Genomic DNA, 26,320 nt, shown 5'->3' with positions numbered 1-26,320 from the left:
GTTTTGATATACCAAATGCAGTATTAATCTATAAATTGAGTTTAAACAATTTAAACATAGATTTTATTGCATTTATCGGACAGGTTAAGGACAGTTTTTCTATAAAAATTTCTTAAAATTGCCTGATTTATTTTGCCCCGCCCGGTTAATTAACGGCAGGACTTAAACCATCATAACAATTTTTCAAAAACGGGGTTTACCTTGTTATAAATAACACTGCAGCTTATGCAGGATATCATAATAAAATGACTAATAGCGGTACAGGTTCAAATTTAACGGTTGATGTGGTTTTAATTGGTGCAGGTATTATGAGCGCCACCCTTGGTGTAATGCTGAAAGAGCTGCAGCCCGATCTGACGATTGAAATTTTTGAACGCCTGGATGTCATCGCTGCCGAAAGTTCGGCCCCGATGAACAACGCAGGTACCGGTCACTCAGCGTTTTGTGAGTTAAATTACACTCCCCAGCTTCCTGACGGTAGCATTGAAATTAAAAAAGCCATTAAAATTGCCGAACAGTTTGAAACCAGTAAAGAGTTTTGGGCTTACCTTATTGAGCAGGGGCTTTTGAATAATCCACAAAGTTTTATTCGTAAAGTGCCGCACATGAGCTTTGTTTGGGGCGAAGAAAATGTTGAATATCTAAAAAAACGCCAGCAGGCCCTTACCAAACATCACTTTTTTAAAGGGATGGAATACTCGGAGGAAAAAGCTCAAATAAAGAAATGGATCCCGCTGGTGATGGAAGGCCGCGACCCTAATGAAAAAGTATCGGCAACGTTTATGGATATCGGTACGGATGTAAATTTCGGCAGCCTTACCAGTGCGCTTATAGACGAGCTTAAACAAAAAGGAGGCGTAAACATAAGCCTTAACCATGATGTAAGGGATATTAAACGCAATGCCGACAGTACCTGGAAAATTACTGTAAAAGATAAAAACACAGGCAATAAAAGAAAACTGAACGCCAAATTTGTTTTTGTTGGCGCCGGTGGTGGTGCCTTGCCCCTGCTGCAAAAATCGGGCATCCCTGAAAGTAAAGGCTTTGGCGGCTTCCCTGTGAGCGGCCAGTGGCTGGTGTGTAACAACCCGGATGTGGTGAAACAGCACGAAGCAAAAGTTTATGGTAAAGCATCAGTAGGTTCGCCGCCAATGTCGGTGCCTCACCTGGATACCCGTATGATTGATGGTAAACGAGCTTTATTGTTTGGCCCTTATGCAGGCTTTTCAACCCGCTTCCTGAAAAAAGGGTCGCTGCTTGATCTTTTTGGATCTATTAAACTAAACAATATCCTTCCCCTGCTTGCTGTAGGGCGCGATAACTGGCCTTTAACCAAATATCTTATCTCGCAGGTATTACAATCACCTGCCGACAGGCTTAATGCCCTTAAAGATTACATGCCAACAGCCAAAGCCGAAGAATGGGATTTGGACATAGCCGGTCAGCGTGTACAGGTTATAAAAAAGGATGCCAAGCACACCGGTGTACTTGAATTCGGAACAGAGGTAGTAACTTCTGCCGATGGCAGTATCTCTGCCTTGTTAGGCGCCTCACCCGGTGCATCAACTTCGGTGCCTATTATGATCCAGCTTATTGAACGCTGTTTTAAAAACCATGTCAAAACAGATGCCTGGCAGCAAAAATTCAAGCAGATGATCCCTTCATATGGTGAGTCATTGGCCAATAACGAAACTCTGAGTGATGAGACCAGGGCGAGGACAAGCAAGGTGTTGGGATTGGTTTAAAGGCTGCTTAATGGCAGGTTAACTGGCGTAGGGTAACCTAAGAAATTACTTCTTTCGGGTATAGTTAAATGAATCCTTTTGCAAATGACCTTTTTTATCCTTTTCAATAAGGATCACATCCAATTTATCGGGTGCTATTAACTGGTAAGTGATATGAACAGATTTATCCTTTAGCTCAAAATCCGCTTTATTTTTTCCGATGCCGACCAGGTAAAATAAAAGAGGCTTGTCTTTATCTTCCCAGCCGATGCTGCCACGGTTAAAATGGCGCATCTTAAAAACCGGCACCTGGTTTTGTTCTTCAATAACTACAAACTCATAAAATACGGCTTTACCATCCTTAACCACCCTGAAGCTGCTGATCATGCTATCGCCCATCGGCTCGCCCCAAAATTCTTCCATATCACCCCATGCATGTTTTTGCGTCCATGTACCGGCCATAAAAGCCAGTTGGCTAACTTTAGCTTCAGTTACTTGTGCACGGCTGTTGCCAAATATTAAAACAAAGCTGATGATTGCGGTGAGAAGGCATTTAAAATTCATGATATGAATTTAGCAATAATTCAGCACCTAAAAGTTAGTTATGTGGGACTCAGATTCCCTTCCACTCATAACTTTTGCTTTCCAGCCCTATCAAATCAATCACCCGGTTTACTACAGTCATAGCCAACTCTTCTATAGTTTGGGGTTTGCTATAATATGAAGGGATTGCTGGGCAGATGATGCCGCCTGCTTCCGTAACTGCCGCCATGTTACGGATATGGATCAGGTTGAGCGGGGTATCACGGGCCACTAATACCAGCTTACGGCGTTCTTTAAGGATCACATCGGCAGCACGGGTGATCAGGTCGTCGGAAATCCCTCCTGCTATACGGCCAAGCGTACCCATGGAGCACGGTACAATTACCATAGTATCAAACTTTGCCGAGCCCGAGGCAAAGGGCGCCATAAAATCGTTTTTAGCATAAAATTTAAAGGGAAGCCGGGTGTATTCTTCATTATCGAGCTCAAATTTCCAAACATCTTTGGCGTTGTCTGACATTACAACACCTACTTCGGCAATCTGATCCTGTAATTGGGTTAGTTTTTTTAGCAGCAGACTGGCATATATTGAACCACTGGCGCCCGTAATAGCAACAACTATCTTTTTCTTCATAATTACTCCTTCAACAACCCGAACACACAAAAAGTTAGGGGCACAAAAAAGGGTCGAATAACTTGTACCCGACCCTACATCTACCTATGAAAAACATGCCCTTGAGAGGGCACTACAAATATAGTAACACTTTTTAAATTATTAAACAATTTGTTAAAATAATTTTAACCTGTTTATTGAAGATTTTTCTCTATTAAAGTTTGGATAATTCCGTCAACCATACCTACCCTTGGCACATAGATGTTTTTGATGTTGGCGTTCTTCATTAAGGTAAGGTAAATTTCACATGCGGGGATAATAACATCCGCCCTGTCTTGATTAAGGCCAAGCACATTGATCCTGTCTTTTAATGAAAACGAGCTCAGGTAAGTATATAAGGATCTTAGTTTAGTAAAGGTTAAGGGCATATCTTCTTTTTCTTCGGATAGCCTGAACAGTTTATTGATATTACCGCCGGTACCTATGCCTGATAATTGCTTAAAATTACGGGTATTGTCGCGCACAAAATCCTTCATTTCATTCCAGGTTTCTTCAGTGTCCTGGTTATCCAGAATGCGGATAGTGCCAATGTTAAATGAACGCGAAACGATCAGCTCTCCTGCCGAAAACAGCGAAAGTTCTGTACTGCCGCCGCCCACATCAATATAAAGGTAGTTTTTGCTTTTATCGATGTTTTGCTCGGCATGACTGGCATAAATGATACTGGCTTCTTTCGATCCATGTACAATCTCAATATCAATGTTGGCCTCATCCTTGATCAGCTTCACAACATCTTCCCCGTTTTTGGCTTCGCGCATGGCCGACGTTGCACAGGCTAAATAATCGGTAACCTTATATACATCCATCAGGTTGCGGAAAGCAACCATTGATTTAACCAGCTCTGTAGTTTTCTTCTCAGATATATGCTGCTGTATAAAAGCATCATCACCCAAACGCAACGGAACACGGATCAATGTATTTTTTTTGAACGACACCGATCCGGTGTTTTGAATTATGTCGGCAATTAACAGCCTCACGGCGTTTGAACCTATATCAATGGCGGCGTATCTCAATGTTATTTTGTTTTATTTTTTAAATAATTATATATTTCAATTTGCGCCCTGTGGCTTTCGGGCGAGTTTGTTTTGTGATATTTGTTGGTATTCTGGCTGTTGATCTCGCGGGCTTTGGTATTATCCTCAAGCTGTATATCGATAATGTCCCTTACCTCCTGCTGCAGCTTTTCATCATAAATAGGGAAGCCAACTTCAACACGGTTATCAATATTCCTGGTCATAAAATCGGCCGATGTAAGGTAGATGAGCTCCTTGCCGCCATTGCAATAAATATGCACCCGGGCATGCTCAAGATATTTATCTACAATGCTGATCACCTCGATATTTTCGCTGTAGCCCTTCACTCCTGCAATTAAACAGCACATACCCCTGATAATCATCTTGATTTTCACGCCGGCATTGCTGGCCTGGTATAACTTGTTAATGAGGTCCTCATCAGCAAGGCTGTTCATCTTCAGGATCATGTATGCCTGTTTGCCTGCTTTTGCATTTTTAATCTCGTTGTCAATCAGCCTGTAAATGGCAGGCCTCGAATCAACTGGCGATACGATCAGGCTTTTAAGGCCTTTGGGTAATAATCCCCTGTTAATGGCTTTAAAAACATTCACCAGGTCATCGGTAATTCTCTTGTTGGCTGTAAACAGAGTGTGATCGGCGTAGATCTGCGCTGTTTTCTCATTAAAGTTCCCGGTTGAAAGACAGGCGTAATAAGCCAGCTTACCTTTTTCGGTACGGCTAACCAAACATATTTTTGAGTGTACTTTATAGCCGGGCACACCGTACAGTACCGTTACCCCTTCCTCTTCAAGCCTGTTGCTCCAGTGAATATTGTTCTGTTCGTCAAAACGCGCCCTTAACTCTACAAGGCAGTTTACCTTTTTACCGTTTTTGGCAGCATTGATCAAAGCGTGGATCACTCTTGAGTTTTCGGCCAAACGATATACAGCGATGCTGATCTCTTTTACCTTAGGGTCTATAGCAGCCTCGCGCAAAAAGTGGATCACATAATCGTATGATTGATAGGGCGTACTTACCAGGTAATCTTTTTTGGCGATAAGTTCGATAAGGCTTTTTCCAAAAGAAAGATCGGCGACAGGCAAAGGCACATATTTGCTGTATTCCAACTCCGGCCCGCCAACATTAGGGAACGAAATGAAGTTTTTAAAATTATGGTACCTGTTACCGGGGATCAGGCTTTCACCATGCAGGCCCATTTTATTTACCAGGTATTTCAGCATGTCCATGGGCATGTCTGAATCATACAGCAAACGCATCGGTTTACCTTTTTTGCGCTTTTGAAGGCTCTTGGCCAGTGAGTCGACAAATTTTTCACTCACTTCTTTATCCAGGTCAAGCTCCGCGTCGCGGGTGAGCTGAATGGAGTAAGCTTCGATACTATCATGTTCAAAGATGAAAAATATATCTTCCAAACTATACCTGATAATATCATCAAGCAGGATAATAAACTTCAGGTTATTGGTATCGGGCAGTTTAACAAAGCGTGAAAGGTTATCCGGGAACTCGATGAGGGCAAACCTTGTTTTTTTATTGGTGGTAAGCTTTACAAAAAAGTAAATGGCCCTGTCCCTAAGCTCTGGCAGCGGTAGGGTATCATTAAGCATGATTGGCACCAGTGTAGCCAGCAACTTCTCCCTGAAATAGTTTTTCACGAAGGTACCGCGGGTAACGTTAAGCTGCTTATCATTCAGGATAAAGATCTTTTCTTCGGCCAGCTGCTTAACAATGATGTTTTCGTACAGGTTGTTAAACTTACGTTCCTGCCTTACTACAATATTCTTGATCTGGTTAAGGACTTTTTTAGGGTTATAACCAAGTATTTCTTTTGATTTTTCGTTAAGTGCGGCTAAACGGCTTAGTGTGGCAACCCTTACCCTGTAAAATTCATCCAGGTTGGATGAAAATATCGCTAAAAAACGAATCCTGTCAATGAGGGGGACGGTTGGGTCGGCCGCTTCCTGCAAAACCCTATCGTTAAAATATAGCCAGCTTATTTCTCTGTTAATTAAGGGAACCTGTTTATCCATAAAAATTTCTCGCTTTACAGCCAGATGTTACAAATCTGCTTATTTATTTGTTAACTTAATATTAACTCATGAGGAATTACCTGTTTTCGTTCATCATTATTTATTGCAGAAATTAAACAATTTGTTGCAATATTGCGCTGTATGTTAACAATACATTAGTTTTGCAAAACATTTATAACCAACACACTACTTATGCCAACATTTGATATAGTTAGTAAGATAGACGGCCAAACGCTTGATAACGCGATAAATACCGCTAAAAAAGAGATCCTGAACCGTTATGATTTTAACGATTCAAAAAGCACTATCGACCTGGACAAAAAGACCAACGAAGTAACTATTGTTACCGAAAACGATATGCGCCTTAAAGCCATACAGGACAGTATTATAAGCCGGATGGTTAAACAACATCTTGATCCCAAAGCGCTGGATTTTGGCAAAGAGCAATATGCATCGGGCAACATGATCCGCAAGGAAATCAAGATCAGGGAAGGTATAGATAAGGAAGCTGCTAAAAAGATAGTAAAGAAAATTAAAGATAGCGGCCTTAAAGTGCAAGCCTCAATCATGGACGACCAGGTGCGGGTGCAAGGAAAAAAGATTGACGATCTGCAAGCTGTTATCAGTCTTTGCCGTGCCGAGGATTTTGGCCAGCCATTGCAATACATTAACATGAGGGATTAATTAGTTCCGGGTAAGAATTTAAGAAATCCCATTAAAACAGAAGAAGCCGCAGCGCAATGCCCGGCTTCTTCTGTTTTTATCTCAAAGCAGTGTTAGCCTGCTACCTCAACTTCTTTATTAACTTCATTAGGGCGGCCATTTTTGAAGGCCTTACGCGGCGATAAACCCAACAATTCAAACATAGCCATATCGGTATCAAATGACGGGTTTGGTGTGGTAAGCAGCTTTTCGCCTGCAAAAATAGAGTTAGCACCGGCCATAAAACAAAAAGCCTGTTCAACAGTGCTCATCTCGGTACGGCCTGCAGATAAACGAACCACGGTTTTAGGCATAATGATCCTTGTTGTGGCCACCATCCTAACCATATCCCAAACAGAAACACGGGGCTGATCAGCTAAAGGGGTTCCTTCAACTGGCACCAGGGCATTAATTGGCACCGATTCGGGGTGTTTGGGCAGGTTTGACAATGTTTTCAGCATTGATACCCTGTCGGCTACAGTTTCGCCCAGGCCTATGATACCACCGCTGCACACGGTGATCTTAGCTTTACGTACATGTTCAAGCGTTTTAAGGCGTTCATCGTAAGTACGGGTAGTGATAATCCTTTTGTAATCTTCTTCAGATGTATCGAGGTTGTGATTGTAGGCGTACAAACCGGCATCGGCCAAACGTTGCGCCTGACTTTCGGTAAGCATGCCAAGGGTACAGCAAACTTCCATATCAAGGCTGTTTACAGCTTTCACCATATCAATTACCTTGTCAAAATCGCGATTATCGCGTACCTCGCGCCAGGCCGCACCCATACATAAACGTGATGCGCCACCGGCTTTTGCCTTCTCAGCAGCAGCGATAACTTCATCTTTCGGCATTATGGCGTGTACATTTACGCCTGTATTATAACGGGCGGCCTGCGGGCAGTAAGCACAATCTTCAGAACATCCGCCTGTTTTTATCGAGATCAGTGAACTGATCTGCACTTCTGCATAGTCTTTATTCTCGCGGTGGATTGTAGCAGCCTTGTATACAAGGTCAAGCAATGGTGTATGGTATATTTCGGCAATTTCTTCTTTAGTCCAGTTGTGTCTAACTTCAGTCATCAGTTTCAGATTAAATTCGTCCCAACAATGTTATTAAGTTATTGTAAACACGCAAATATTCAAAGATTATTTATAAATATAACATTTTGACAGCTCTCAAAAAGAAACTTACTATATAACAAGGTTTTAAATATTTGTCAGTTTATCCTTCCCCCGGTTTGTGTCCTCACGAACCGCTTATATAAGTTGCCCATGAGGACACGGGCAACTGGAAAATATTACTTCAACAAAAGCTTGGTAGCCAGCCAAAGCGGTAATAAAAACCCAATACAATCGGTAAAAGTGGTTATGATAATGGATGATGCGACAGCGGGGTCAATCCCTACCCTTTTTAATATTAACGGAATGGAAGCGCCCGTTAAGCCCGCTATGATCAGGTTGCCTGTCATGGCTAAGAACAGCACCAGGCCAAGCAGCGGGTTGGCATCGTAAAAGAAAGCTACTATAAAAACAATGAGCCCGTTGGCTGCACCGTTGATCAGGCCTACTAAAAACTCTTTTAATACCGTATTATAAGCTTGTTTGTCGGAAAGATCGCTTAGTGAAATACGCCTTACAGTTACCGCTAATGCCTGCGTTGCCGCGTTGCCGCCCATACCTGCGATAATGGTCATATAGGCAGAGATAATGGAAAGCTTAGCAACTGTCGAATCAAATGTCCGGATAATAGATGCTGCAAGGAAGGCTGTACCCAGGTTGATCACTAACCACGGCAAACGGCTTTTTACAGCCTCCAGCCAGTTACCACTCAGTTCCTCATCTTCAGATACACCGGAGATCTTCAGGATGTCCTCGGTGTTTTCCTCCTCCATTACGTCGATGATATCATCTACTGTAACGCGACCGAGCAGTTTCATATGATCATCAACAACCGGGATACTGGTAAGGTTATATTGCTTGATAAGGCGGGCTACTTCTTCCTGATCGAGCTCGGCTTTTACGTAAACAAAATCAGTAGTAACTAAATCGCTGATGCGGGCATCGGCGCGGGCTTTGATAACTGTTTTAATGGAGAGGATCCCTTTCAGTATATCGTCATTATCAACTACGCAGATGGTATAAAACTCTTCCATCTCTTCAGATTGACGGATGATCTCATCAAGCGCGTCTTTTTTATCCATGTTGATGTTTACCTTGATGATCTCGGAGTTCATCAAACCACCGGCGGTATCCTCGGCATAGGTCATCAGCGCACGGATGCTGCTGGCATCTTCATGATCGAGGTCTTCTAATATCTCCTGCTGATCTTCTTCATCCAACTGGGAAATGATATCGGTAGCATCGTCATAATCCAGTTCCTCAACTATCTCGGTACGTTTTTCGGGATCGAGGTTCACAAGCAGTTCGGCAGGGCCGTGCTCTTCATCCATTTCGGATAAAACTTCCGAAGCAACATCGGCCGGGAGGATATTGATGATCCTTTCTTTTTCTTCCTGCTGAAGTTTTTCAAATAGAATTGCAATCTCCGAGGCGTGATATTCCTTCAGAACATTCTCTAACTCAGCATCATCGGCTTCGAGCGCTGTTTTAATGCGGAGCAGGTCGGTTTTATCTAAATCAAAAGATTGCATACCCGACTAAATTAAGACAATTACACCACAATTAAGGAATTAAATGGGCACAAAAAGAGTGCCTAAAGTGGTAAAGTAAAGGATGGTAACTATTAGATGCTATGGTTATACTTAACCTTCGCACCGCTTACTTTGCTTAATTTAAAAAGTGATTGCTCAACCTGCGTTTTACGAATAGAAAGCTGGATACTGCAATCGTTGTCAAATTGCTGGTTAAGTATGAGAAGGTTCTCCTCCTTAATGATCCGCATTACATCGTTCATCTGCAGGTAATCAAACGAGACAGTGTAAACGTCATTTACTGTTTTCGAAATGATAACCGATTGGTTTAATGCCTCTTCAGTTGCTACTTTATAAGCATTAATTAAACCCGGAACACCTAATAAAGTGCCTCCGAAATATCGGACTACCACAATCACCAGGTTGGTAAGGTCTTTTGATAAAAGCGTATTCAGGATCGGTCTGCCGGCAGTACCTGAGGGTTCCCCGTCATCGTTAACCCGAAATACCGAGCGGTCGATGGTTAAACGCATAGCCCAGCAATGGTGATTGGCTTTTGGATGTTCGGATTTTAACCGGGTAACAATAGCCTTGATATCGTTTTCAGAACTGATGGGATAAGCATAGGCCAGAAACTTGCTGCCCCGGTCGCGAAAAATACCTTCGGCAGGATTTTCTATGGTTTTATAAGTATCGTCAAAAAGCATTCAAAAATATTACAAGTGCAGAAAGCCCAATGTTTGCGGGAAATAAATAATAACAATAGCCAGCACGGCTATAGCTATGCCGATTTTATTAAGCAGGCTCAGCTTCTCTTTAAATACAAAGATGCCAACCAGCGTGCCAACCACAATAACACCAATATTTACAGACGAAAACACTGCAGACGGGCTATTGGCCAAAGCCTGGTGTGCCTTTAAGTAAAACAGGATGTTACCAAAATTGGCTATCCCCAATACCCATCCTATGAGGATATGCGGCAATGAAAATTTCATTTTTTTTGTGGATACCTGGTAAATCAAACCTGCGAGGGTTAATATAAAGGCAATAATGAAGATGACAAATATAGCTGTGGTAAAAGGTAAATTACTAACTTTGGTAAGCTGTTTTAACAACACATCAATAACCCCAAAGCCCAGGAAAACAATTAACAGGTAAATCCACGAACCTTTTTCTACCTTATTACCAGCTGATTTTTGCCAGGGAATGGAGCAAAGGATAGCGATGAATGCCAATATGATACCTATCGCTTTAATTGCCCCTGTAGCTTCGCCAAATAAAACAAATGCTGCCAGTATAGGGATAAACAGGGATAAGCGCTGCGCAACGTCTGTACGAACAATACCGGCCTTGCGCACCGATGTTGCCATAATTACAAATATTGTCGGGAAAAGGATCCCTAAAGCCAGGTAATTATAAACAGGCGCGTTTTGAATGATACTTAACTGCGGTTTAAAAAAGAACCAGGTGAGCAAAATGGTCATGGAATAATTCCAGGTGATGGCCTGGTAAACATCCACATGGTAACGTTTTGCCAGTTTCAGCAAAATAGAAACGATAACACTACAGCAAATACTTAAAAAAACGAACAGCATTTATATAACCGGCTTATTGTATAACAATTGCAGGCGGTCGGCGCCCACGGGATATTCATCAGCAAGTATACCTGTTATTTGCGGTGCTTTTATGCCTTTGTTCAAAACTTTATCACCGGTAAATATCCGGGCTTCATCCCAAAGACCAGCCTCAATAAAGGCATCAAGCGTACGCGCACCGCCTTCAATAATAACCGACTGGATATCCTGAAGATATAGCTGATATAAAATATATTGAGGCACAAAGCGCTCAAAATCTTCCAGTGCTATATACCTGTTTTTACCGTCCATGTCAAATTTAACCTCATTAAAGATCAGCGTTTCTACAGAGTTATCAAACACATTCAACCCTTTATCTAACTCCAGCCTGCGGTCTATCACCACACGCTTAGGTGATGGGCCATCCCAGTAACGGGTATTTAACTGTGGATCATCACTGAGAACTGTGTTTTTACCAACCAGTATGGCGTCTTCTTCACTGCGCCATTTGTGCACCAACTTGCGCGATTGGAGGCCGGTGATCCAGAACTGGCCGCCATCTGCCGGGGCAAAAAAGCCGTCCTGGGTTTGCGCCCATTTCAAAATAATATACGGCCTGTGCTTTTGTACTTTGGTAAAAAAGCGGCGGTTGAGCCATTGGCATTCCTGTTCAAGCACGCCGGTGATTACTTCAATACCGGCAGCCTGCAATTTTTCGATACCCTTGCCATCAACCTGGGCAAAAGGGTCGCGGCAGCCTACTATTACTTTAGGGATCTGTTGTTTGATGATCAGATCGGCGCAGGGAGGTGTTTTGCCGTAGTGTGCGCAAGGCTCCAATGAAACATATATAATGGCGTTTTTGAGCAGTTCGGCATGGTTATCAAACTTTTGGGTAACCTGCGCAATGGCATTTACTTCGGCATGGGCCTGGCCATATTTTTGGTGATAGTCCTCGCCTATTATACGGCCATCGTGAACTACAACTGCGCCAACCATGGGGTTCGGACTCACATAGCCCGCCCCAAGCTGGGCAAGCTCCAAACAACGGCGCATATATTTTTCATGTTCAAGCATGCTGCAAAAGTAGCTTTTATGTTACTTTGTTGCATGATTACGATTAAGGATGTTTTTGAAGATTACAGGCAGCAGATAAATGGCGTTTATGATATTAACGAAACCGAAGCTATAACGCTGCTTGTTGTTGCCGAAGTTACCGGCTTATCAAGGGCATCCGTCAAGGCATTCCCCGAACGGGAATTAACTGCTGAACAGTCGGAACGCATGAAAAACATCCTTGCCGAACTAAAAACCGGCAAACCCATCCAGTACATTTTTGGTATCACCGAGTTTTATGGCTTGCCATTTAAAGTAAACCCATATGTGCTGATCCCCCGCCCAGAAACAGAGGAACTGGTTGAATGGATTTTAGAAGGCGAAAGGTTAAAGGCGAAAGGCGAAAGGTTTTCTGTGCTGGATATAGGTACGGGCAGCGGGTGTATCGCCATCAGCCTGAAAAAGAATTTGGCAAATGCGGATGTATTCGCGATAGATGTATCGGAAGGCGCTTTGGAAACTGCTAAGGAAAATGCAGTGTTAAATAATGTTAAGATTGATTTTATGCAGGCTGATATTTTAAATATTAAATCCGGCAGCGAAGGCGTACAATATAACATCATTGTAAGCAATCCTCCTTATGTTACGCTTGATGATAAAAAGCAGATGCATGGTAATGTCACGGATTTTGAGCCTCATACCGCTTTGTTTGTACCCGAACATGATCCGCTGATATTTTACCGGGCTATAGCCGATTTTGCCCTAAGTAATTTAATTGCCGGTGGCTTGCTTTTTTTCGAGATTAATGAAAATTTAGGTAAGGAAACTATCGAACTATTGATAGGTAAAGGATTTAAAAACACTGAGTTAAGAAAAGATATGAGCGGCCGTGACAGGATGGTGAAAGCACAGCTTTAAAGGTCACAGCTTATCACTTACTACTCCCTCAAACTTGTAATAGTTATTGTAAAATAACCAATAAGCAATACCCAGGTTTAAAGGAATAAGCATCCAAAGGAGTTTGAACATAATGATCCAGAACAATACTATAAATAAGCCTAAGATCCATTGCAGGTACTTATCCATATTAAGGCCAAACCAGTAAAGGAGGCAATGAAACAGCATCGCAGTGCTTAATCCAATAAGCAGCAGTTCAACAGCCATCGGCGGGTTAAACCTGCTGAACAGCCAGATACTTTCAGGAATAAGCAAAAAGAAATATACACCTATAAAATTCAGAAATAACTGTGGCCTGTTATAGGGTAAATTGCGGGAAAAGCCAAGGCCGTTCTCCTCAAATTTCCTTTCTTCAAATATCAATACAATATGTGCCGTTATTACAGCAAGGATTGCTATACCGGCAACACGGACATCAGTTTTAACATCAGCAAACACGTAAAACACCCCGGTGATGATAAGCCAGGAAAGCGCCTTGGTAATAAGGTATAGAACCTTGCGCTTATCAAACAGGTGGTAAATGTAAAGGCTGAAATAAGGTTTGCGCCATTTACTGCTTAACCTCAATAATATAGATTGACTGTTGCCATCAATAAGCCCATTAACTTGCCCCGTATAAATAACTGAGCTTAAATAAGTTAAGGCTATTAAGTACAGCAAAATACAAACCGGAAATATATAGTAATGGTTAGCAAAGCCAACGCAAATTGTAATGATTGCATAAGCCGTTATTGGCGATAATATAGCAGCCTGTACCCAAAACCAGCTTTTCAATTGTTTCCCTTTGCTCAAGGCATTGCTGCTATAAAATAAAAAATGTTGACCGGGGGCAAAGATTTGCCCGGATACGTAATGCCAGCTTTTAACGGCATAAATGAACCAGCTTATAAACACCAGGATCATCACAACCGAACTGCTGTTCATAGCCAGCATGAGCGCTTTGTGATAGCCTATTAAATATTGGGGAGGCACTACGCCAACCATTGCCAAAAATATAAATAGCAAAATCCCGGCATGTACCCGGAAAAAACCGTTTGCAAAAATCTTTAACAATACATTGGTTAGCGATTTCATCAACTGATAAACTTTAAAGTTTGCTCTTCAACCAATAATTCACCTGATACGGGTAATGAGCCACCCTCAAGTATCTGGTGTGATGACAGTAGAAAGCTGGTTCCCTCCTGCTCATACTTTTCCTTTATCCAGCTGTTTAATATTGCTAACGAGGCTGTATCAACAGTGATCAATGGCTCATCAAGCAGGATTAGTTTGGGTTTGCCTAAAAAGGCAAGTAATAACGAGAGCTTTTTCATCATGCCGCTACTGTACGTACCAACCGGACGGTCGACAAAGCTTTGCATACCCATGCTTTTAATATACTGCTGCTCCTGTTCTGCCGGCGCGTCTTTAGCAGCAGTAAACAAAGCGATCATTTCTGTACCCGTTAAAAAATCGGGAAATACTGGTTCGGCTTCGGCAAAATTCACCAGTTTACGGTAGGCCACCGGTTGTTTTTTCATGCTGATACTTTCATCAAGCATGATATCCCCATCAAATGCCAATATGCCGGCAATAGATTTTAGCAAAGTGCTTTTACCCGATCCGTTTACCCCTTTTATCCAATAAATGCCGGTTTCAAGCTTGAGGTTTTCAATTTTTAGAGCCGGGTAATTATCGTATGATTTTGTAAAATTTTGAAATTGCAGCATCGTTGGTTTTGACGGTAGAGTGATCCTGTTGTTACACTAAAAGAGACGCATCAAAGGCGCCTCTTTAAAATATGAATTCAAAATAAATCCGAAGTCGAAGATCCCAATTCCGAAATCCTATAAAGCCGCACCTTCAATCAGCGCACTGTAAAACTCGCCAACATCCATACCTGCTGCCCTCACTTGCTGTGGTATTAAACTGGCAGCCGACTGGCCCGGCGTGGTATTGATCTCAATGAAATAAAAATCATTACTGCCTTCCAGCAAAATAAAGTCGATCCGGGCCATACCGCGGCAATTGAGGCGGGTATATACCTCGGTCACTATCCCGCCAATTTCTTTAACCTTTTCAGCCGAAAGATCGGCGGGAGTTATCTCCTGGGTTACGCCAGAAGTATATTTAGCCTCGTAGTCAAAGAAATCTTTTGAAGTGATGATCTCCGTAGCTGGCAACACTTTTATTTTGCCGTGCAAGCGGGCAATGCCAATGCTGAACTCGCGGCCTTTAATAAATTCTTCAACCAATACCTGGGCATCTTCCTGAAATGCCCTGTTCAATGCCTCGGGTAGTCCGGCTATGTTTTGCACTTTGCTCATACCCACGCTGCTGCCGCCATTGTTCGGCTTAACAAACAGCGGAAATTTCAAATTAGCCGCTATGGTAGCCACATCATGCACATCGCGCTCAAACAAACGCATGGAATGTGCGGTATGCAACCCATGGATACCGTTTACGATAGCCTTGGTATAAGCCTTGTTCATAGTAATGGCCGATGTTGTAGCATCGCATGTATTATATGGGATATCCAGCATATCAAAATAGCCCTGCAGCTTACCATCCTCGCCCGGGGTACCATGAATTGTAATAAAGGCAAAGTCGAACTTTATTTTTTCATGGTTAAGGGTAATCGTAAAATCGTTCTTATCTACATCAACAGTGGCGTCATCTGCTTCAAAAAACCACCTGTCGCGGGTGATTAGAATGGTATAAACTTTATAGTTACTATTAACCGCAAGGTTAGCAGCAATATTTTTAGCACTGTTCAGGGATACTTCATATTCGCCGGTAAAGCCTCCGGCCAAAAGGGCAATATTTTTCATGTTCTTGGTCAGAAAGTCCGAAAGTCGGTAAAGTCCGAAAGACGAAGCAGACCCCCAAATTTAGTAATTAGATGATGCTGTCATAATTTTTTCTAAACATCTCCATCAATACAACCAAACTATAAACTAACTATCTGACTTAGGGACACTACCGACTTGCGGGCAACTTTAAAACTTTACGGCTAACAAAATAATTCCTATGTTTGATACTTAATTAAAAGGTTTACCCTTACATATACTGATGAGCAAATTTGGGGCTTACTTAAAATCAAAATCATTCCGGAATAACTTATTAATGGCTATTGTGACAGTAATAGCCGTTGTTTTAATAGCATTTTTCAGCCTTGGTTATTACACCCGCCATGGTTCGGGTATACCTGTACCAAAACTCAAAGGCCTTACCATTGATAAGGCTATGGATATTTTAAAAGAACAGGGGTTTGGCTATAAAATTGACTCTGTTTACGTACAGGATGTGGCCCCCGGCACCATCGTTGAGCAGGACCCCGATCCGGGAACCAACGTTAAAGAAAACCGTGTTATTTACCTTACTATGGTAACTCTTCAGGCACCACCTGTAAGCCTCCCCGATCTTGAGCAAAGCAATTACCGTGAAGCCGTTGCAACCATATCAAATTATGGCTTGAAAGTTGGTGATACAACTTATCGGTCAGACATCGCCCGCGACCGGATCCTTGAAGTACGTTTTGGCGGCCAGGTTATAAAACCGGGCACTAAGCTCCCTAAAGGATCAAAGATTGATCTTGTTTTAGGTGATGGCGAAGGCGCGAGTGAGGTGGAAATACCCGAGTTGGTAAACCTCGATCTTGATGCTGCCCGCTTTGCCATTAAAGGCGCGGGATTAACCGTAGGTATCATTACTTACCAGGGTGCTATTACCGATTCGACTAACGTTGTTGTGGTTTCGCAATACCCAATGAAAACGGACTCGTTAAGCAAAACAAGTATAGGTACCCGTATAAACTTAACTGTTTCACAAGGCACAAAAACAGATGCAGCTCCACCGGCAAATTAAAGCAACCGAACTGCTTGAGCGCTTAAATCAAGGTGAAAGCCTTAGCCTGATTGACGTACGTGAGGTAATTGAATACCATACCTATAACATAGGTGGCAATAATATCCCGCTTTCAAATTTAGAAAATGCGCTTAGCAGTTTACCTTACAACAAAACAGATGAGATAATCGTTATCTGCAAGGTTGGCTTAAGGAGCGAAACGGCGCAAGCCATATTGCAACAATACGGTTACAGCAACGTAAGGAATTTAAGCGGCGGGTTAATAGCTGTTCAAAAATTAAAATAAACACAACAAATACTATCTATTCAATATCATGACCGCGGAAAAACAAGGATCAGGCATATTCAAAAAATTTATCATAGCGCTGGTAATCATCATCGTTGTGCTGTTAGGCTTTACGGGATTCAATTATTACCTTAAATACTTTGGCCCTAACGTTACCGATAAGCAGGAATATTTATATATACACACAGGTGCAACTTTCAGTGATGTTTTTAAAACCATCCAGAATGAGGGCATTGTAAAAGATACAGCATCGTTTGCCTGGGCAGCCCGTAATATGAATTATACCACCCGTGTAAAGCCGGGTAAGTACCGCCTGCATGAAGGCCTGGGCAACCGTAAGCTCATCAACATGCTGGCTTCCGGTACCCAGGAACCTGTTAAGGTTGAATTTCATGGATTAAGGCTTAAAGAACAGTTTGCAGGTTTTATCTCAAAAAAAATCGAACCAGATTCAATGTCAATCATCAGGCTGCTCGATTCGGCAAGTTTTGTAGGTAAATATGGCTTTACTACCGAAAACGTTTATACGGTGATTATGCCCGACTCATACCAGATGTATTGGAATACAAGCCCCGAAAAATTCTTTAAAAGGATGTATGATCACTATGAGGCATTTTGGACTCCCGAGCGCAAACAACTGGCTGCCGCGATCAACTTAACTCCGCAGGAAGTATCCATTCTCGCATCGATAGTTGATGCCGAGGCCTTGCATGACGATGAAATGCCTGCAGTTGCCGGTTTATACCTTAATCGTTTGAAAAAAGGCATGAAATTAGAAGCCGACCCTACTGTCATCTTCGCGCTGAATGACTTTACCATTAAACGTGTACTGACGCGGTACCTTTCCTATAATTCGCCATACAATACTTATCTGCATACAGGTTTGCCTCCGGGCCCTATCATGATGCCATCGGTAAATGCCGTTAAAGCGGTATTGAACTACCAAAAAAGCGACTATACCTACATGTGTGCCAAAGCCGATTTTTCTGGTTATCATGCTTTTGCAACCAACGTTGCCGACCATTTGGTTAATGCGCATAAATTTCAACAGGCCCTTAACGAGCGTAACATCCGCAGGTAATGTTTGAGCATACCACCAAAATACGGGTGCGCTACGGCGAAACTGACCAGATGGGCTATATGTATTACGGTAACTACGCCGAATTTTATGAAGTTGGCCGTGTAGAGATGCTCCGCAGCCTTGGCCTTACTTACAAAGGCATGGAAGATTCGGGCATTATGATGCCGGTACTTGAGCTTCAGTGCAAATACCTGAAACCCGCTTTATATGACGAGGAGATCAGCATTAAGGTGATCATGGATAAATTGCCTGGCATCCGTATCCATTTCAGGTACGAGCTAACAAACCCTAAAGGCGAGCTTATTAATACCGGCGAAACACTGCTCGTGTTCATTAACATGAAAACTAACCGCCCATGCCTGCCCCCGCAGGATTTTACCGATAGATTAATGCCCTTTTTTAAGTAGATTTGGTGTAAATGAAATGGCTGCACCGTTTTTTACTCCGGTTTAGGTTCTACAGGTATATCATCGAGTGGACAAAGTCTGTCATTATTCCAGGTTTCAGGCCATTGCCCCTTTATACAGTTATAGACTTTTTTGTAAAGGAGATTGCCAATAACTCACTCATTAACAGGGCTTATGCATTAGCATATAGTTTCATGCTGGCCGTTTTTCCCGCTACCATTTTTTTGTTCACACTTATTCCTTATGTGCCTATAAAACACTTTAAAGGTAACCTGATGATGGTACTGGCCTCTGTAATGCCTACAAACGCCTATATGGCATTCAGGGAAACCCTTTTTGATATCGTAAGCAACCAAAACGGCAAGCTCCTTTCATTCGGGTTCCTGACAACCTTGTATTTTGCAACAAACGGGGTTATTAACCTTATGAAGGCTTTTAATAAATCTTCATTAATTGAAGATAAGCGGAGCTGGCTTAAACGGCGCCTGGTAGCAACAGGGATTACCGTAGCTATAAGCTTTGCGTTATTACTTGCAATTTCCATACTCATCCTGGGCCAATCCATCATCCGGTTTATCCAGTCACACGTGGCATCTGAAAATCACTTTTGGGTTTATCCGGTTATGCTGTTCAGATGGGTGATTATCGTGATAATCATTTTTGTAACCATAGGATGCTTGTACCGTTACGCCCCTGCACATAAAAAGAAATGGAATTTTATTAACCCTGGTTCCATACTGGCTACGGCACTGGCAGTTTTAACCTCGCTGGGTTTCTCCTATTACATCAATAATTTCTCCTCGTACAATAAAGTTTATGGCTCGATAGGTACGCTCATCGTTGTGATGATCTGGATGTATATAAACTCATTAATCTTGATAATTGGGTTCGAATTAAACGCGTCGGTAGAGCTTTCCAAGCGCACAATTCGCATTGTAAAACCAAGATTTAACACTTTTCGGGCAAAAAAAACCGACCAGTCAAAAAATTAACTTTTTGTTAATCAGTAATTTATATAGATTATTTAATTAAATTAAAAAAAGTGAAATTCAAATTTGGCAATTCGCCCCGGATTTGTACTTTTGTCCCCGGAGAGTTGGCAGAGTGGTCGATTGCGGCAGTCTTGAAAACTGTTGAACTGTGAAAGGTTCCTGGGGTTCGAATCCCTAACTCTCCGCCAAGTAGTATTCAATCAGGATCAAAAGCGCTGTAAATAAATCATTTACGGCGCTTTTTGTTTTTATCGAAGGCCTCGCCCCCGTTTACCTTCGCATCACTATTAATGGCGTACGCATTGAAATCTCCTCTAAACACTATGTTAATCCCGACAAATGGAGTACAAACGGTCAAAAGTTAACCGGGAACAATAAGGATACAAAAAGCATCAATGCCTATTTGAAAACATTAGAACACCAGGTGTACGATGTTCACCGGGATATGATAGAACGTAGGTTATTGATCACTGCTCCTAACTTAAAGACAGGCTCCTTGGTGGCAAAACCTCGCCGGGAAAAATGCTGGTGCCGATATTCCAGGAACATAACCGTCAGGTTGCAGCGCTTATTGGCAAAAGAATATGCGAAAGGGACGCTTGATCGGTACGAAACAAGCCTGAAACATACACAAGCATTCTTGCAATAGAAATTTAATTCATCAGATATTGATATCCGGGCAATCGACCATGAGTTTATCATGGGTTATGATTTTTAACCGCGTTCGGAAAGGGGGTGCAATAATAACTCAACAGTGAAATACCTCAAAAACTTTAAAAAGATCACTCTGATCTTTTTAGCAAACGGTTGGTTTGATAAAGACCCATTTGTCAATTACAAGCCAAAGGTTAAAGAGGTTAAACGCGACTTCTTAAATGCGGAAGAACTGGAGGTGATGACCAATAAGAAACTTGTCAGTGACCGCGTATCACAGGTAAGGGATATTTTTCTTTTCAGCTGTTACACCGGCTTAGCTTATGCAGATGTTAAGAAATTAAAATGTTTAGAGATCGTGACCGGAATCGATGGACAAAAATGGGTTTATACGAGTCGTCAGAAAACAGATACTTCTTCCCGCATTCCTTTACTTCCCCTGGCAATGGAATTAATGGCAAAGTATGGAGACCACCCTCAATGCGTGAATGATGGTTTATTGCTTCCTGTGTTGAGCAATCAGAAAATGAATAGCTATCTGAAAGAAATAGCGGACGCCTGCGGCATTAATAAAGAATTGACCTATTATGAGCCCGCCACACTTTTGCAACGACTGTAACACTTGCAAATGGTGTTTCTATTGAAAGCGTTTAAAAAATGCTTGGACATTCTAATATTAAGACTACACAGCACTACGCAAAAATACTCGATATGAAAGTCGCGCAGGACATGTCTAAACTTAGGCAGCTTTATTAACATACTACCTAATTAAATAACCACAGAGCCATAAGTGGCTCTGTGGTTGAGCATTATATTTTCAATTAACACATAAATGAGCAATACAACATCTGTACCTGACGATATCATCATGACTAAATCTATTATATCAGGGATCAGAAAATAATGCTGGACAGCGATCTCGCCGAACTTTACCGTGTAGAACACGGCGTTTGAAAGAACAGGTAACAGGGAATATCAACAGGTTCCCCACCAGCGTTATAAAAACAAATAGATCTTTACGAGATTCTTTTGAGCGCTTTTTGTGCTTCTTTTCTAACAAAGGCGCTCGAATGTATGGATAGAGTCTCAATTTTTTCTTTCGCCCTCTTCGATTTCAATTTTCCCAGAGCTTCCATGGCATGAGTCATAACATCATCGTCATCAAGCAAGCCAATTAATACGTCTTCTATCTTTTCGCCTTTCATTTTACCCAAAGCCATAACAAACATTTGCCTTGATGTACCATTTTCTTTATCTCTAACGATAGATAAGACACCTTCCAAATCATTTTCCCCAATGGTTTTATAAAGCGTGTTTCCAATAGCCCATCGCAATCCCATTTTTTCCTTCGGAAGTCGGTTATATACGGCTATCAAAACAGTACCGGTTTTACCATTCGCTTCCTTTACGGCCAACGCCCTTACTAACCCTTCTTTTAATCTGGCGTCATCTACGCCTTCATTCAACAAATCGAGTAAAACCGGTATTGCACTCGGATATGATTTGTTGGAATTTACTAAATCGTAAATATCGTCTATATCAAGTCCAACACTGGCCAATGCCGATTTTATTCTATGTTTATCGCCTGTTAACATTATTTAGTTGGGATTGGTTTAATTGTAATAGTTCCTTTATTTATTAAAGTTTGCAAAGGCTTCGTGAAAGTGGTTCCCACCTGGTATACTGTTGTCGGTCTGACATAGATAATAAATTTCAGGCCTTCACGCTGAGAATACAGGTGAAAATCTTTTATCTGATTTGTCAGACCCAGTCGCTTTACGTTCTTCACTTCTTCAATTGTTGCGGTAGTCAGCGCTTCAGGTATACGGTAGTTCGCGGTTTTGGTTATAGATTCTATTCTTATTTTGGGAGCCGTTATACCAACAGCATTTTCCCCGGATATTCCAGCGGATCTTGCCGCCTCAAGCGGAGGCAGTGTACTCCGCCCGTTCCATAAACCAAGATTATTTGCTTTTGCGTATTGATATCCTCCGATTGAACCACTAACCACCCCGGTTCCAAAACCGTTGACTGCACCACTTAAACCAGAACTGAAGGCGTCATCTACGCCTTTCCCGCTTAGCAACGTAAAGCCGGCGCCTAACACGAACCCTGAAGCAGCATTGGAACCGCCCTGTACTAATGCACCTTTAATCAGAGGACTTGCTATTTGCGATGTATAACCAGAGATATATGGAGAAATAGCAGAGCTGAGTTGGCCTCCGGCCCACGCTGTTACAACACCTGTTGCGCCAGAAACTGCGATTTGTCCGCCGTTAATATTTCCCCATCCATTTTCTTGTACCTGAGTGACTAGATTATTCCCGGCTCCCATTATTCCTGCTCCTGCTAAAGGATTCCATAATGAAGAAGCCCCAGCTGCAGCCCCAACCCCAAAGTAGGAAAAACCTGCCGACCAGCTGTGTACGTTACCCTGAATCGCATTCATAACCAAATTAGTCGTTCCGCCTATTAAAGCTGCGATACCTACGGCTGCAATGACTGGCAAGATTTTTCCATCCGGGTCTGTATTTAGAACAGGGTTATTTCCTAATGCCGCGTAAGGGGATTCATTAGTAAACTGATTAGCTGGATCGGGGGCGTTCCACCTACCTGTCGAAGCGTCATAATTTCTGGCACCAAAGTCATATGTCTCGACACCATTTTGCAGTTCTTTTCCGTTGAAAAGATATTTATTCTGAATACCACTTGTATAGCTAAACAATGAATTTAGATCGTCCGATCGATAATCCATGCCATACGGATAAAAATTGGTTACCTGAATTACGTCTGCTGTTGTTTCGCCCGGGTATACGGGTTGGATCACGACACGTGTATTTCCAACCTGGTCTTTCAGAAAATATTGATAAATGTAATTTGGGTTACCATTAATTTTACTTGCTATACCTTCGTTAGTGGTTAAAAGCGCGATCTGTCCTTGTTCGTATTGTATTTCCCCGATATAGTCCGTAACATAAACATTCGTTCCCACTTTATAAGTTCTTCTGAGCTTTTCACCGGTTCCATCGTAATCATAGGTCATTGCCCTACCGTCGGCCCAACTGATACTGGCAGGCAAATTGAAATTGTTATAAATAATTGATGTAATACCTTTATTTAAGTCTTTGGATAAATTGCCCGCTAAATCATAAGCATATTCTCCTGCCTGCTTGCTGCTGTTCCCTCCGCCATTATCCTTAAAACCGTAAACATTATTACCACTATCATCATCGATCTCGTCGACCTGATTTCCATTAAGATACGTATATTTCAGATTATCGATCTGAGTTTTCCCTGCGCTTAATTTAGCCCATCTGACAAGGTTTTTAATATTACCCATCTTATCATAGAATACGTTTTCTGAAAAATTCCCGTCTTTTGTCGCTCCGGTAGAAGATGCAGCTGCAACCATGCGATCGGCCTTGTCATAAGTATAATCATACTTCAGAACAGGAGATGTCAATGAACTACCAATTGGTTTTCCTACCGCCCACTGCATCGAACCGATGTTTGTTCCGTATTGTGCCTGGTCTGCACCTTCATATTTAAGGATCATCCCAAATTTATCGGGATCGTTGGAATTAACATCGTCCGGATTGCTGGTGCTATTGTTAGTTAACGAGGGATCATTAATAGATGTAAGCGCTCCATGAATGTTATATCTGTAATCTATGCTTTGTATGAATTTGGAATTGCCACTTTTTTGATGCAGTTTTCGATCGATAACCTGGCCCAAATCGTTGTAAGTAAGCTGGGTCATCAATACTTCCGGATCATTCGCAATCTGTTCGAAATGCTGTAGCTCTCTCCCTTGGTGATCATAGGTAAATTTATTAGTGATGTTTAATGAGCCTGCGGAACTCGAATGCTGATGGATAGTTTTAGTAACATTTCCATTAAAATCATACTCATTGTTGTAAATATCTTTTCCTGACAAATGATTAGCGCTTTGAACCTGAATCAATTTGCCTTGGGAATCATAATAATTAAATGTCCATAATCCTGCGTTAAGATTTGAGACGAGGCCGGTTTTCGAAATGGTTGGAAATCCCTGCACCTGATTACTATACCCTGATGGGTTACCCGAATAGGGTTGATAAGCAAAACCGGAGGGTGCTCCTGGAACGTTATAGTCGTCAAAATAATCAACAGTATAAAACACTGATAGATTTTGCGGCCATGCATCTGCGGAATAGCCATTCCCGGTTGATATCCTGTTTTCGTAGAAGGCAGTTTCTCGATTCAGGCTGGCCTGTAAATCATCTCTTGTAATTGCTCTATTATCATTATTCCAGGTCCCGGAAATGATAGTTCTTCCTAATGCGTCATATTTTTTGACCGACCACTCCTTGTTTAATCTTTGATTGCCATCCTGCGATGCCACGGGCTGATCCAGTAAATTATATACTGTGTACTCCCAATCCTTCCCTGGAAGCAAGGTGGCGATAAGACGTTGTCTCTCGTCATAACGGTATTGGTAACAAACACTGTTTAGTGCCGACGGCGATATGTTAACACTATTTGAAGATGATAACTGGTCCGGATTCGACGCCTGTGGCAGGATATAACAGAGATTTCCTAAATCATCGTATACGAAATAGGTGGAGACAATCTCCAAAGTGCCGGACGGATTTTTAATAAAAGACCTTTTCAGAACATCCTTTCCTCCCTCATCCGTGTAAATTTCATGCGTTCCGTTTCGCCCATCTGTAGCAGTCCAGTTCGGGTCTTTTATTACTTTGACATGCAGATCATTAGCAGCATAATAACCTGTAGAGCCGTATACATATAGGCTTCGGTCTCCGCTCGCATTAATATTTACGCCATATGCTACCACGATACGGGTATTCTCCACATCAGTGATCGCAATCTCATTGTTTCCTGTATAATCAAATTTGATTGTGTGTCCACTGTTCGGAGCCGAACTTCCTGTTAATTGCCAGCTATCTCCAACCGCACCCTGTTCGACTGGCCTGTTTAATAGCGAATTATCAAAAGCAGCTTTTGAAGCGGGACTATTGCTTTGCGGGTTTATTGTACTGCCAGATTGATAAAAACCCGCCTGCTCAGCAACCGCGTTAACTCGATATGCTCCATTCCCTGAATAAGAGTAAGGAAGATATTGATTAACCTGCCGTCCGAGATTATCATATTCGTAAGGTTGAATCATATCAGTTTTATTGACAGATTGCGCTCTGCTAACGGTCTGAATGACACGCCCGAGATTATCCGAAAATGTCGTGGAAATATTTAGGTTGGAACTATTGTTTTCCTGCGCCTTCAAGGTAGCGGCTGTTGCAATTGCCATCTTTGGGGTCCAGGTGGAAATAAAGTTTGCCGGAGATCCGGGAGTGAGATAACCAGGCTCTATCATGGCGACGAATGCGCCATTTGCACCATCGGCAGTAAAATTAGGTCCCAGTGTAATACTGTACGGATCTTTATAGGTGCCTTTAGTATTAGGAGCGTTCAGTGTAATCTGACCTGAAGCATTCAAACCGGTTAGGGCGACCAAAACTATGATAAGAATGTAAAAATTTGGAGTGCGAATCGAATAGTTAACCCGCTGCTCATTGAAGTTTTGTTTTATTTTCATTTAAAATTTTATAGCATTTTTTTCCCGCATTGCTTTTCGTCACCCTCGAATATGCAAACTGACGTCGATTTTCAGTTCTGCTCAGGGGTTGAATACTCGACGGAAGTCACCTTTGTTCCTGAAAGCATGCAGGCTTCTCTTTCCTTTAATCGCGACAAACTATCTCTGCGTCCAAAATGACCTTTTCCAATGTGGTTGAAAATGGACCTGGAAAGTGTTGCCAGTTGATCCGGTGTGAGCAATGCCTTTACTTTTTCTTCCCGCTGCCGGATCAGCATAAGAAACTGCCTGTGCCTTTCTTCGGGTCTCAGGTTCTTTTCTTTCATCAGCATGCGGATCTGCGTTTCATTGAACTGCATAGCATCTGATACTTTTTCGGCCAGGGCTAAATCAATATTTAAATCTGATTTCAGCTTGAGAATCTTTGCGGAATCAGTTACGGCACGTGTCTGAGCCGATATTCTTCCAAACGGTAGCAGGATGGTTGTAATGAAAATAACGATAATTACACTTTTCAT

The 26,320-nt window shown here is 42.1% G+C and carries 26 protein-coding genes and 1 tRNA gene; 12 read left to right on the top strand and 15 right to left on the bottom strand.

The window, feature by feature from the left end; all coding sequences use genetic code 11:
* Positions 1 to 245: 245 nt before the first annotated feature.
* On the top strand, positions 246 to 1,745 hold the full coding sequence (locus SNE26_RS07460) for a malate:quinone oxidoreductase (RefSeq protein ID WP_321558735.1): 1,500 nt from the start codon (positions 246 to 248) through the stop codon (positions 1,743 to 1,745).
* Positions 1,746 to 1,790: 45 nt separating this feature from the next.
* Here the strand turns inward: SNE26_RS07460 and SNE26_RS07455 are convergent, their stop codons facing one another.
* The 4 genes from SNE26_RS07455 to ppk1 all read right to left on the bottom strand — a co-directional run bounded on the left by SNE26_RS07455 (position 1,791) and on the right by ppk1 (position 6,001).
* On the bottom strand, positions 1,791 to 2,288 hold the full coding sequence (locus SNE26_RS07455; protein WP_321558734.1) for a DUF6265 family protein: 498 nt from the start codon (positions 2,286 to 2,288) through the stop codon (positions 1,791 to 1,793).
* A 49-nt stretch (positions 2,289 to 2,337) separates the two neighbouring features.
* Positions 2,338 to 2,901: a UbiX family flavin prenyltransferase gene (locus tag SNE26_RS07450; RefSeq protein ID WP_321558733.1), complete on the bottom strand. Its 564-nt coding sequence runs from the start codon at positions 2,899 to 2,901 to the stop codon at positions 2,338 to 2,340.
* A gap of 173 nt (positions 2,902 to 3,074) precedes the next feature.
* Complete coding sequence (locus SNE26_RS07445; RefSeq protein WP_321558732.1) at positions 3,075 to 3,953, bottom strand: exopolyphosphatase; 879 nt, start codon at positions 3,951 to 3,953, stop codon at positions 3,075 to 3,077.
* Positions 3,954 to 3,955: 2 nt separating this feature from the next.
* A complete protein-coding gene (ppk1, locus tag SNE26_RS07440; RefSeq protein ID WP_321558731.1) occupies positions 3,956 to 6,001 on the bottom strand; it encodes a polyphosphate kinase 1 in 2,046 nt (681 codons plus the stop codon).
* 192 nt (positions 6,002 to 6,193) lie between these two features.
* Here ppk1 and SNE26_RS07435 point away from each other — a divergent pair, with 192 nt between their 5' ends.
* Positions 6,194 to 6,685 (top strand): YajQ family cyclic di-GMP-binding protein, encoded by a 492-nt coding sequence (locus SNE26_RS07435; RefSeq protein ID WP_110583183.1) that lies wholly within the window; start codon positions 6,194 to 6,196, stop codon positions 6,683 to 6,685.
* A gap of 92 nt (positions 6,686 to 6,777) precedes the next feature.
* Here the strand turns inward: SNE26_RS07435 and bioB are convergent, their stop codons facing one another.
* The 5 genes from bioB to ribD all read right to left on the bottom strand — a co-directional run bounded on the left by bioB (position 6,778) and on the right by ribD (position 12,004).
* The gene (bioB, locus tag SNE26_RS07430) at positions 6,778 to 7,782 is read right to left on the bottom strand and encodes a biotin synthase BioB (RefSeq protein WP_321558730.1); all 1,005 of its coding nucleotides are present in this window, start codon (positions 7,780 to 7,782) and stop codon (positions 6,778 to 6,780) included.
* A 218-nt stretch (positions 7,783 to 8,000) separates the two neighbouring features.
* Entirely contained in the window at positions 8,001 to 9,353 is a 1,353-nt protein-coding gene (gene mgtE, locus SNE26_RS07425) for a magnesium transporter (RefSeq protein WP_321558729.1), read from the bottom strand.
* Positions 9,354 to 9,445: 92 nt separating this feature from the next.
* On the bottom strand, positions 9,446 to 10,060 hold the full coding sequence (locus SNE26_RS07420) for a YigZ family protein (protein WP_321558728.1): 615 nt from the start codon (positions 10,058 to 10,060) through the stop codon (positions 9,446 to 9,448).
* A 9-nt stretch (positions 10,061 to 10,069) separates the two neighbouring features.
* Entirely contained in the window at positions 10,070 to 10,948 is an 879-nt protein-coding gene (locus SNE26_RS07415; RefSeq protein ID WP_321558727.1) for an EamA family transporter, read from the bottom strand.
* Complete coding sequence (ribD, locus tag SNE26_RS07410; RefSeq protein ID WP_321558726.1) at positions 10,949 to 12,004, bottom strand: bifunctional diaminohydroxyphosphoribosylaminopyrimidine deaminase/5-amino-6-(5-phosphoribosylamino)uracil reductase RibD; 1,056 nt, start codon at positions 12,002 to 12,004, stop codon at positions 10,949 to 10,951. It lies immediately after the preceding gene.
* A 33-nt stretch (positions 12,005 to 12,037) separates the two neighbouring features.
* Here ribD and prmC point away from each other — a divergent pair, with 33 nt between their 5' ends.
* Positions 12,038 to 12,901, top strand: a complete 864-nt coding sequence (prmC, locus tag SNE26_RS07405) for a peptide chain release factor N(5)-glutamine methyltransferase (RefSeq protein ID WP_321558725.1) — start codon at positions 12,038 to 12,040, stop codon at positions 12,899 to 12,901.
* Between the two features lie 3 nt (positions 12,902 to 12,904).
* Here prmC and SNE26_RS07400 read toward each other — a convergent pair whose 3' ends face one another.
* From SNE26_RS07400 to SNE26_RS07390, 3 genes are all read right to left on the bottom strand, one after another.
* A complete protein-coding gene (locus tag SNE26_RS07400; protein WP_321558724.1) occupies positions 12,905 to 14,014 on the bottom strand; it encodes a hypothetical protein in 1,110 nt (369 codons plus the stop codon).
* The gene (locus SNE26_RS07395) at positions 14,014 to 14,649 is read right to left on the bottom strand and encodes an ABC transporter ATP-binding protein (RefSeq protein ID WP_321558723.1); all 636 of its coding nucleotides are present in this window, start codon (positions 14,647 to 14,649) and stop codon (positions 14,014 to 14,016) included. The genes SNE26_RS07400 and SNE26_RS07395 overlap by 1 nt, the downstream gene beginning before the upstream one ends.
* Positions 14,650 to 14,766: 117 nt before the next feature.
* Entirely contained in the window at positions 14,767 to 15,750 is a 984-nt protein-coding gene (locus SNE26_RS07390) for a D-alanine--D-alanine ligase (protein WP_321558722.1), read from the bottom strand.
* A gap of 241 nt (positions 15,751 to 15,991) precedes the next feature.
* Between SNE26_RS07390 and SNE26_RS07385 the strand changes: the two genes are divergently transcribed.
* The 9 genes from SNE26_RS07385 (at position 15,992) to SNE26_RS29510 (ending at position 21,160) form a co-directional block, all read left to right on the top strand.
* Positions 15,992 to 16,786 carry a PASTA domain-containing protein gene (locus SNE26_RS07385; RefSeq protein WP_321558721.1) on the top strand — a complete coding sequence of 265 codons (795 nt, stop codon included), beginning with the start codon at positions 15,992 to 15,994 and terminating at the stop codon, positions 16,784 to 16,786.
* Complete coding sequence (locus tag SNE26_RS07380) at positions 16,764 to 17,072, top strand: rhodanese-like domain-containing protein (RefSeq protein WP_321558720.1); 309 nt, start codon at positions 16,764 to 16,766, stop codon at positions 17,070 to 17,072. The genes SNE26_RS07385 and SNE26_RS07380 overlap by 23 nt, the downstream gene beginning before the upstream one ends.
* Before the next feature lie 28 nt (positions 17,073 to 17,100).
* Positions 17,101 to 18,153, top strand: a complete 1,053-nt coding sequence (gene mltG, locus SNE26_RS07375) for an endolytic transglycosylase MltG (protein WP_321558719.1) — start codon at positions 17,101 to 17,103, stop codon at positions 18,151 to 18,153.
* On the top strand, positions 18,153 to 18,560 hold the full coding sequence (locus SNE26_RS07370) for a thioesterase family protein (RefSeq protein ID WP_321558718.1): 408 nt from the start codon (positions 18,153 to 18,155) through the stop codon (positions 18,558 to 18,560). Before mltG ends, SNE26_RS07370 begins: the two co-directional genes overlap by 1 nt.
* An 11-nt stretch (positions 18,561 to 18,571) precedes the next feature.
* Positions 18,572 to 19,552: a YihY/virulence factor BrkB family protein gene (locus tag SNE26_RS07365; RefSeq protein WP_321558717.1), complete on the top strand. Its 981-nt coding sequence runs from the start codon at positions 18,572 to 18,574 to the stop codon at positions 19,550 to 19,552.
* Between the two features lie 98 nt (positions 19,553 to 19,650).
* A tRNA-Ser gene (locus SNE26_RS07360) sits at positions 19,651 to 19,740 on the top strand.
* An 11-nt stretch (positions 19,741 to 19,751) separates the two neighbouring features.
* Positions 19,752 to 20,201: an Arm DNA-binding domain-containing protein gene (locus SNE26_RS07355; protein WP_321560024.1), complete on the top strand. Its 450-nt coding sequence runs from the start codon at positions 19,752 to 19,754 to the stop codon at positions 20,199 to 20,201.
* A gap of 105 nt (positions 20,202 to 20,306) precedes the next feature.
* The gene (locus SNE26_RS07350) at positions 20,307 to 20,825 is read left to right on the top strand and encodes a site-specific integrase (RefSeq protein ID WP_321558716.1); all 519 of its coding nucleotides are present in this window, start codon (positions 20,307 to 20,309) and stop codon (positions 20,823 to 20,825) included.
* Between the two features lie 284 nt (positions 20,826 to 21,109).
* Positions 21,110 to 21,160, top strand: coding sequence for a hypothetical protein (locus tag SNE26_RS29510; protein WP_373695599.1), 51 nt, complete (start codon positions 21,110 to 21,112; stop codon positions 21,158 to 21,160).
* Between the two features lie 62 nt (positions 21,161 to 21,222).
* On the opposite strand, the gene SNE26_RS07345 is transcribed toward SNE26_RS29510, so the two are convergent.
* From SNE26_RS07345 to SNE26_RS07335, 3 genes are all read right to left on the bottom strand, one after another.
* Positions 21,223 to 21,801, bottom strand: coding sequence for a HEAT repeat domain-containing protein (locus SNE26_RS07345; protein WP_321558715.1), 579 nt, complete (start codon positions 21,799 to 21,801; stop codon positions 21,223 to 21,225).
* Positions 21,801 to 25,802 carry a DUF6443 domain-containing protein gene (locus tag SNE26_RS07340; protein WP_321558714.1) on the bottom strand — a complete coding sequence of 1,334 codons (4,002 nt, stop codon included), beginning with the start codon at positions 25,800 to 25,802 and terminating at the stop codon, positions 21,801 to 21,803. Before SNE26_RS07340 ends, SNE26_RS07345 begins: the two co-directional genes overlap by 1 nt.
* Positions 25,803 to 25,873: 71 nt before the next feature.
* A complete protein-coding gene (locus tag SNE26_RS07335; RefSeq protein WP_321558713.1) occupies positions 25,874 to 26,320 on the bottom strand; it encodes a hypothetical protein in 447 nt (148 codons plus the stop codon).

Source organism: Mucilaginibacter sp. cycad4 (assembly GCF_034263275.1).
Lineage (GTDB): Bacteria > Bacteroidota > Bacteroidia > Sphingobacteriales > Sphingobacteriaceae > Mucilaginibacter.
Note: the sequence above shows the minus strand (reverse complement) of the source record. Positions and strands in the feature narration are given on the sequence as shown.

Excerpts from the sequence above, each read along its gene's own strand:
- SNE26_RS07365 (WP_321558717.1), top strand. The coding sequence starts at position 18,572 with ATGAAATGGCTGCACCGTTTTTTACTCCGGTTTAGGTTCTACAGGTAT.
- prmC (WP_321558725.1), top strand. The coding sequence starts at position 12,038 with ATGATTACGATTAAGGATGTTTTTGAAGATTACAGGCAGCAGATAAAT.
- SNE26_RS07415 (WP_321558727.1), bottom strand. The coding sequence starts at position 10,948 with ATGCTGTTCGTTTTTTTAAGTATTTGCTGTAGTGTTATCGTTTCTATT.
- SNE26_RS07340 (WP_321558714.1), bottom strand. The coding sequence starts at position 25,802 with ATGAAAATAAAACAAAACTTCAATGAGCAGCGGGTTAACTATTCGATT.
- ribD (WP_321558726.1), bottom strand. The coding sequence starts at position 12,004 with ATGCTTGAACATGAAAAATATATGCGCCGTTGTTTGGAGCTTGCCCAG.
- SNE26_RS07395 (WP_321558723.1), bottom strand. The coding sequence starts at position 14,649 with ATGCTGCAATTTCAAAATTTTACAAAATCATACGATAATTACCCGGCT.
- SNE26_RS07370 (WP_321558718.1), top strand. The coding sequence starts at position 18,153 with ATGTTTGAGCATACCACCAAAATACGGGTGCGCTACGGCGAAACTGAC.
- SNE26_RS07450 (WP_321558733.1), bottom strand. The coding sequence starts at position 2,901 with ATGAAGAAAAAGATAGTTGTTGCTATTACGGGCGCCAGTGGTTCAATA.
- SNE26_RS07435 (WP_110583183.1), top strand. The coding sequence starts at position 6,194 with ATGCCAACATTTGATATAGTTAGTAAGATAGACGGCCAAACGCTTGAT.
- ppk1 (WP_321558731.1), bottom strand. The coding sequence starts at position 6,001 with ATGGATAAACAGGTTCCCTTAATTAACAGAGAAATAAGCTGGCTATAT.
- bioB (WP_321558730.1), bottom strand. The coding sequence starts at position 7,782 with ATGACTGAAGTTAGACACAACTGGACTAAAGAAGAAATTGCCGAAATA.
- mltG (WP_321558719.1), top strand. The coding sequence starts at position 17,101 with ATGACCGCGGAAAAACAAGGATCAGGCATATTCAAAAAATTTATCATA.
- SNE26_RS07385 (WP_321558721.1), top strand. The coding sequence starts at position 15,992 with ATGAGCAAATTTGGGGCTTACTTAAAATCAAAATCATTCCGGAATAAC.
- SNE26_RS07460 (WP_321558735.1), top strand. The coding sequence starts at position 246 with ATGACTAATAGCGGTACAGGTTCAAATTTAACGGTTGATGTGGTTTTA.
- SNE26_RS07335 (WP_321558713.1), bottom strand. The coding sequence starts at position 26,320 with ATGAAAAGTGTAATTATCGTTATTTTCATTACAACCATCCTGCTACCG.
- mgtE (WP_321558729.1), bottom strand. The coding sequence starts at position 9,353 with ATGCAATCTTTTGATTTAGATAAAACCGACCTGCTCCGCATTAAAACA.
- SNE26_RS07345 (WP_321558715.1), bottom strand. The coding sequence starts at position 21,801 with ATGTTAACAGGCGATAAACATAGAATAAAATCGGCATTGGCCAGTGTT.
- SNE26_RS07420 (WP_321558728.1), bottom strand. The coding sequence starts at position 10,060 with ATGCTTTTTGACGATACTTATAAAACCATAGAAAATCCTGCCGAAGGT.
- SNE26_RS07380 (WP_321558720.1), top strand. The coding sequence starts at position 16,764 with ATGCAGCTCCACCGGCAAATTAAAGCAACCGAACTGCTTGAGCGCTTA.
- SNE26_RS07455 (WP_321558734.1), bottom strand. The coding sequence starts at position 2,288 with ATGAATTTTAAATGCCTTCTCACCGCAATCATCAGCTTTGTTTTAATA.
- SNE26_RS07390 (WP_321558722.1), bottom strand. The coding sequence starts at position 15,750 with ATGAAAAATATTGCCCTTTTGGCCGGAGGCTTTACCGGCGAATATGAA.
- SNE26_RS07400 (WP_321558724.1), bottom strand. The coding sequence starts at position 14,014 with ATGAAATCGCTAACCAATGTATTGTTAAAGATTTTTGCAAACGGTTTT.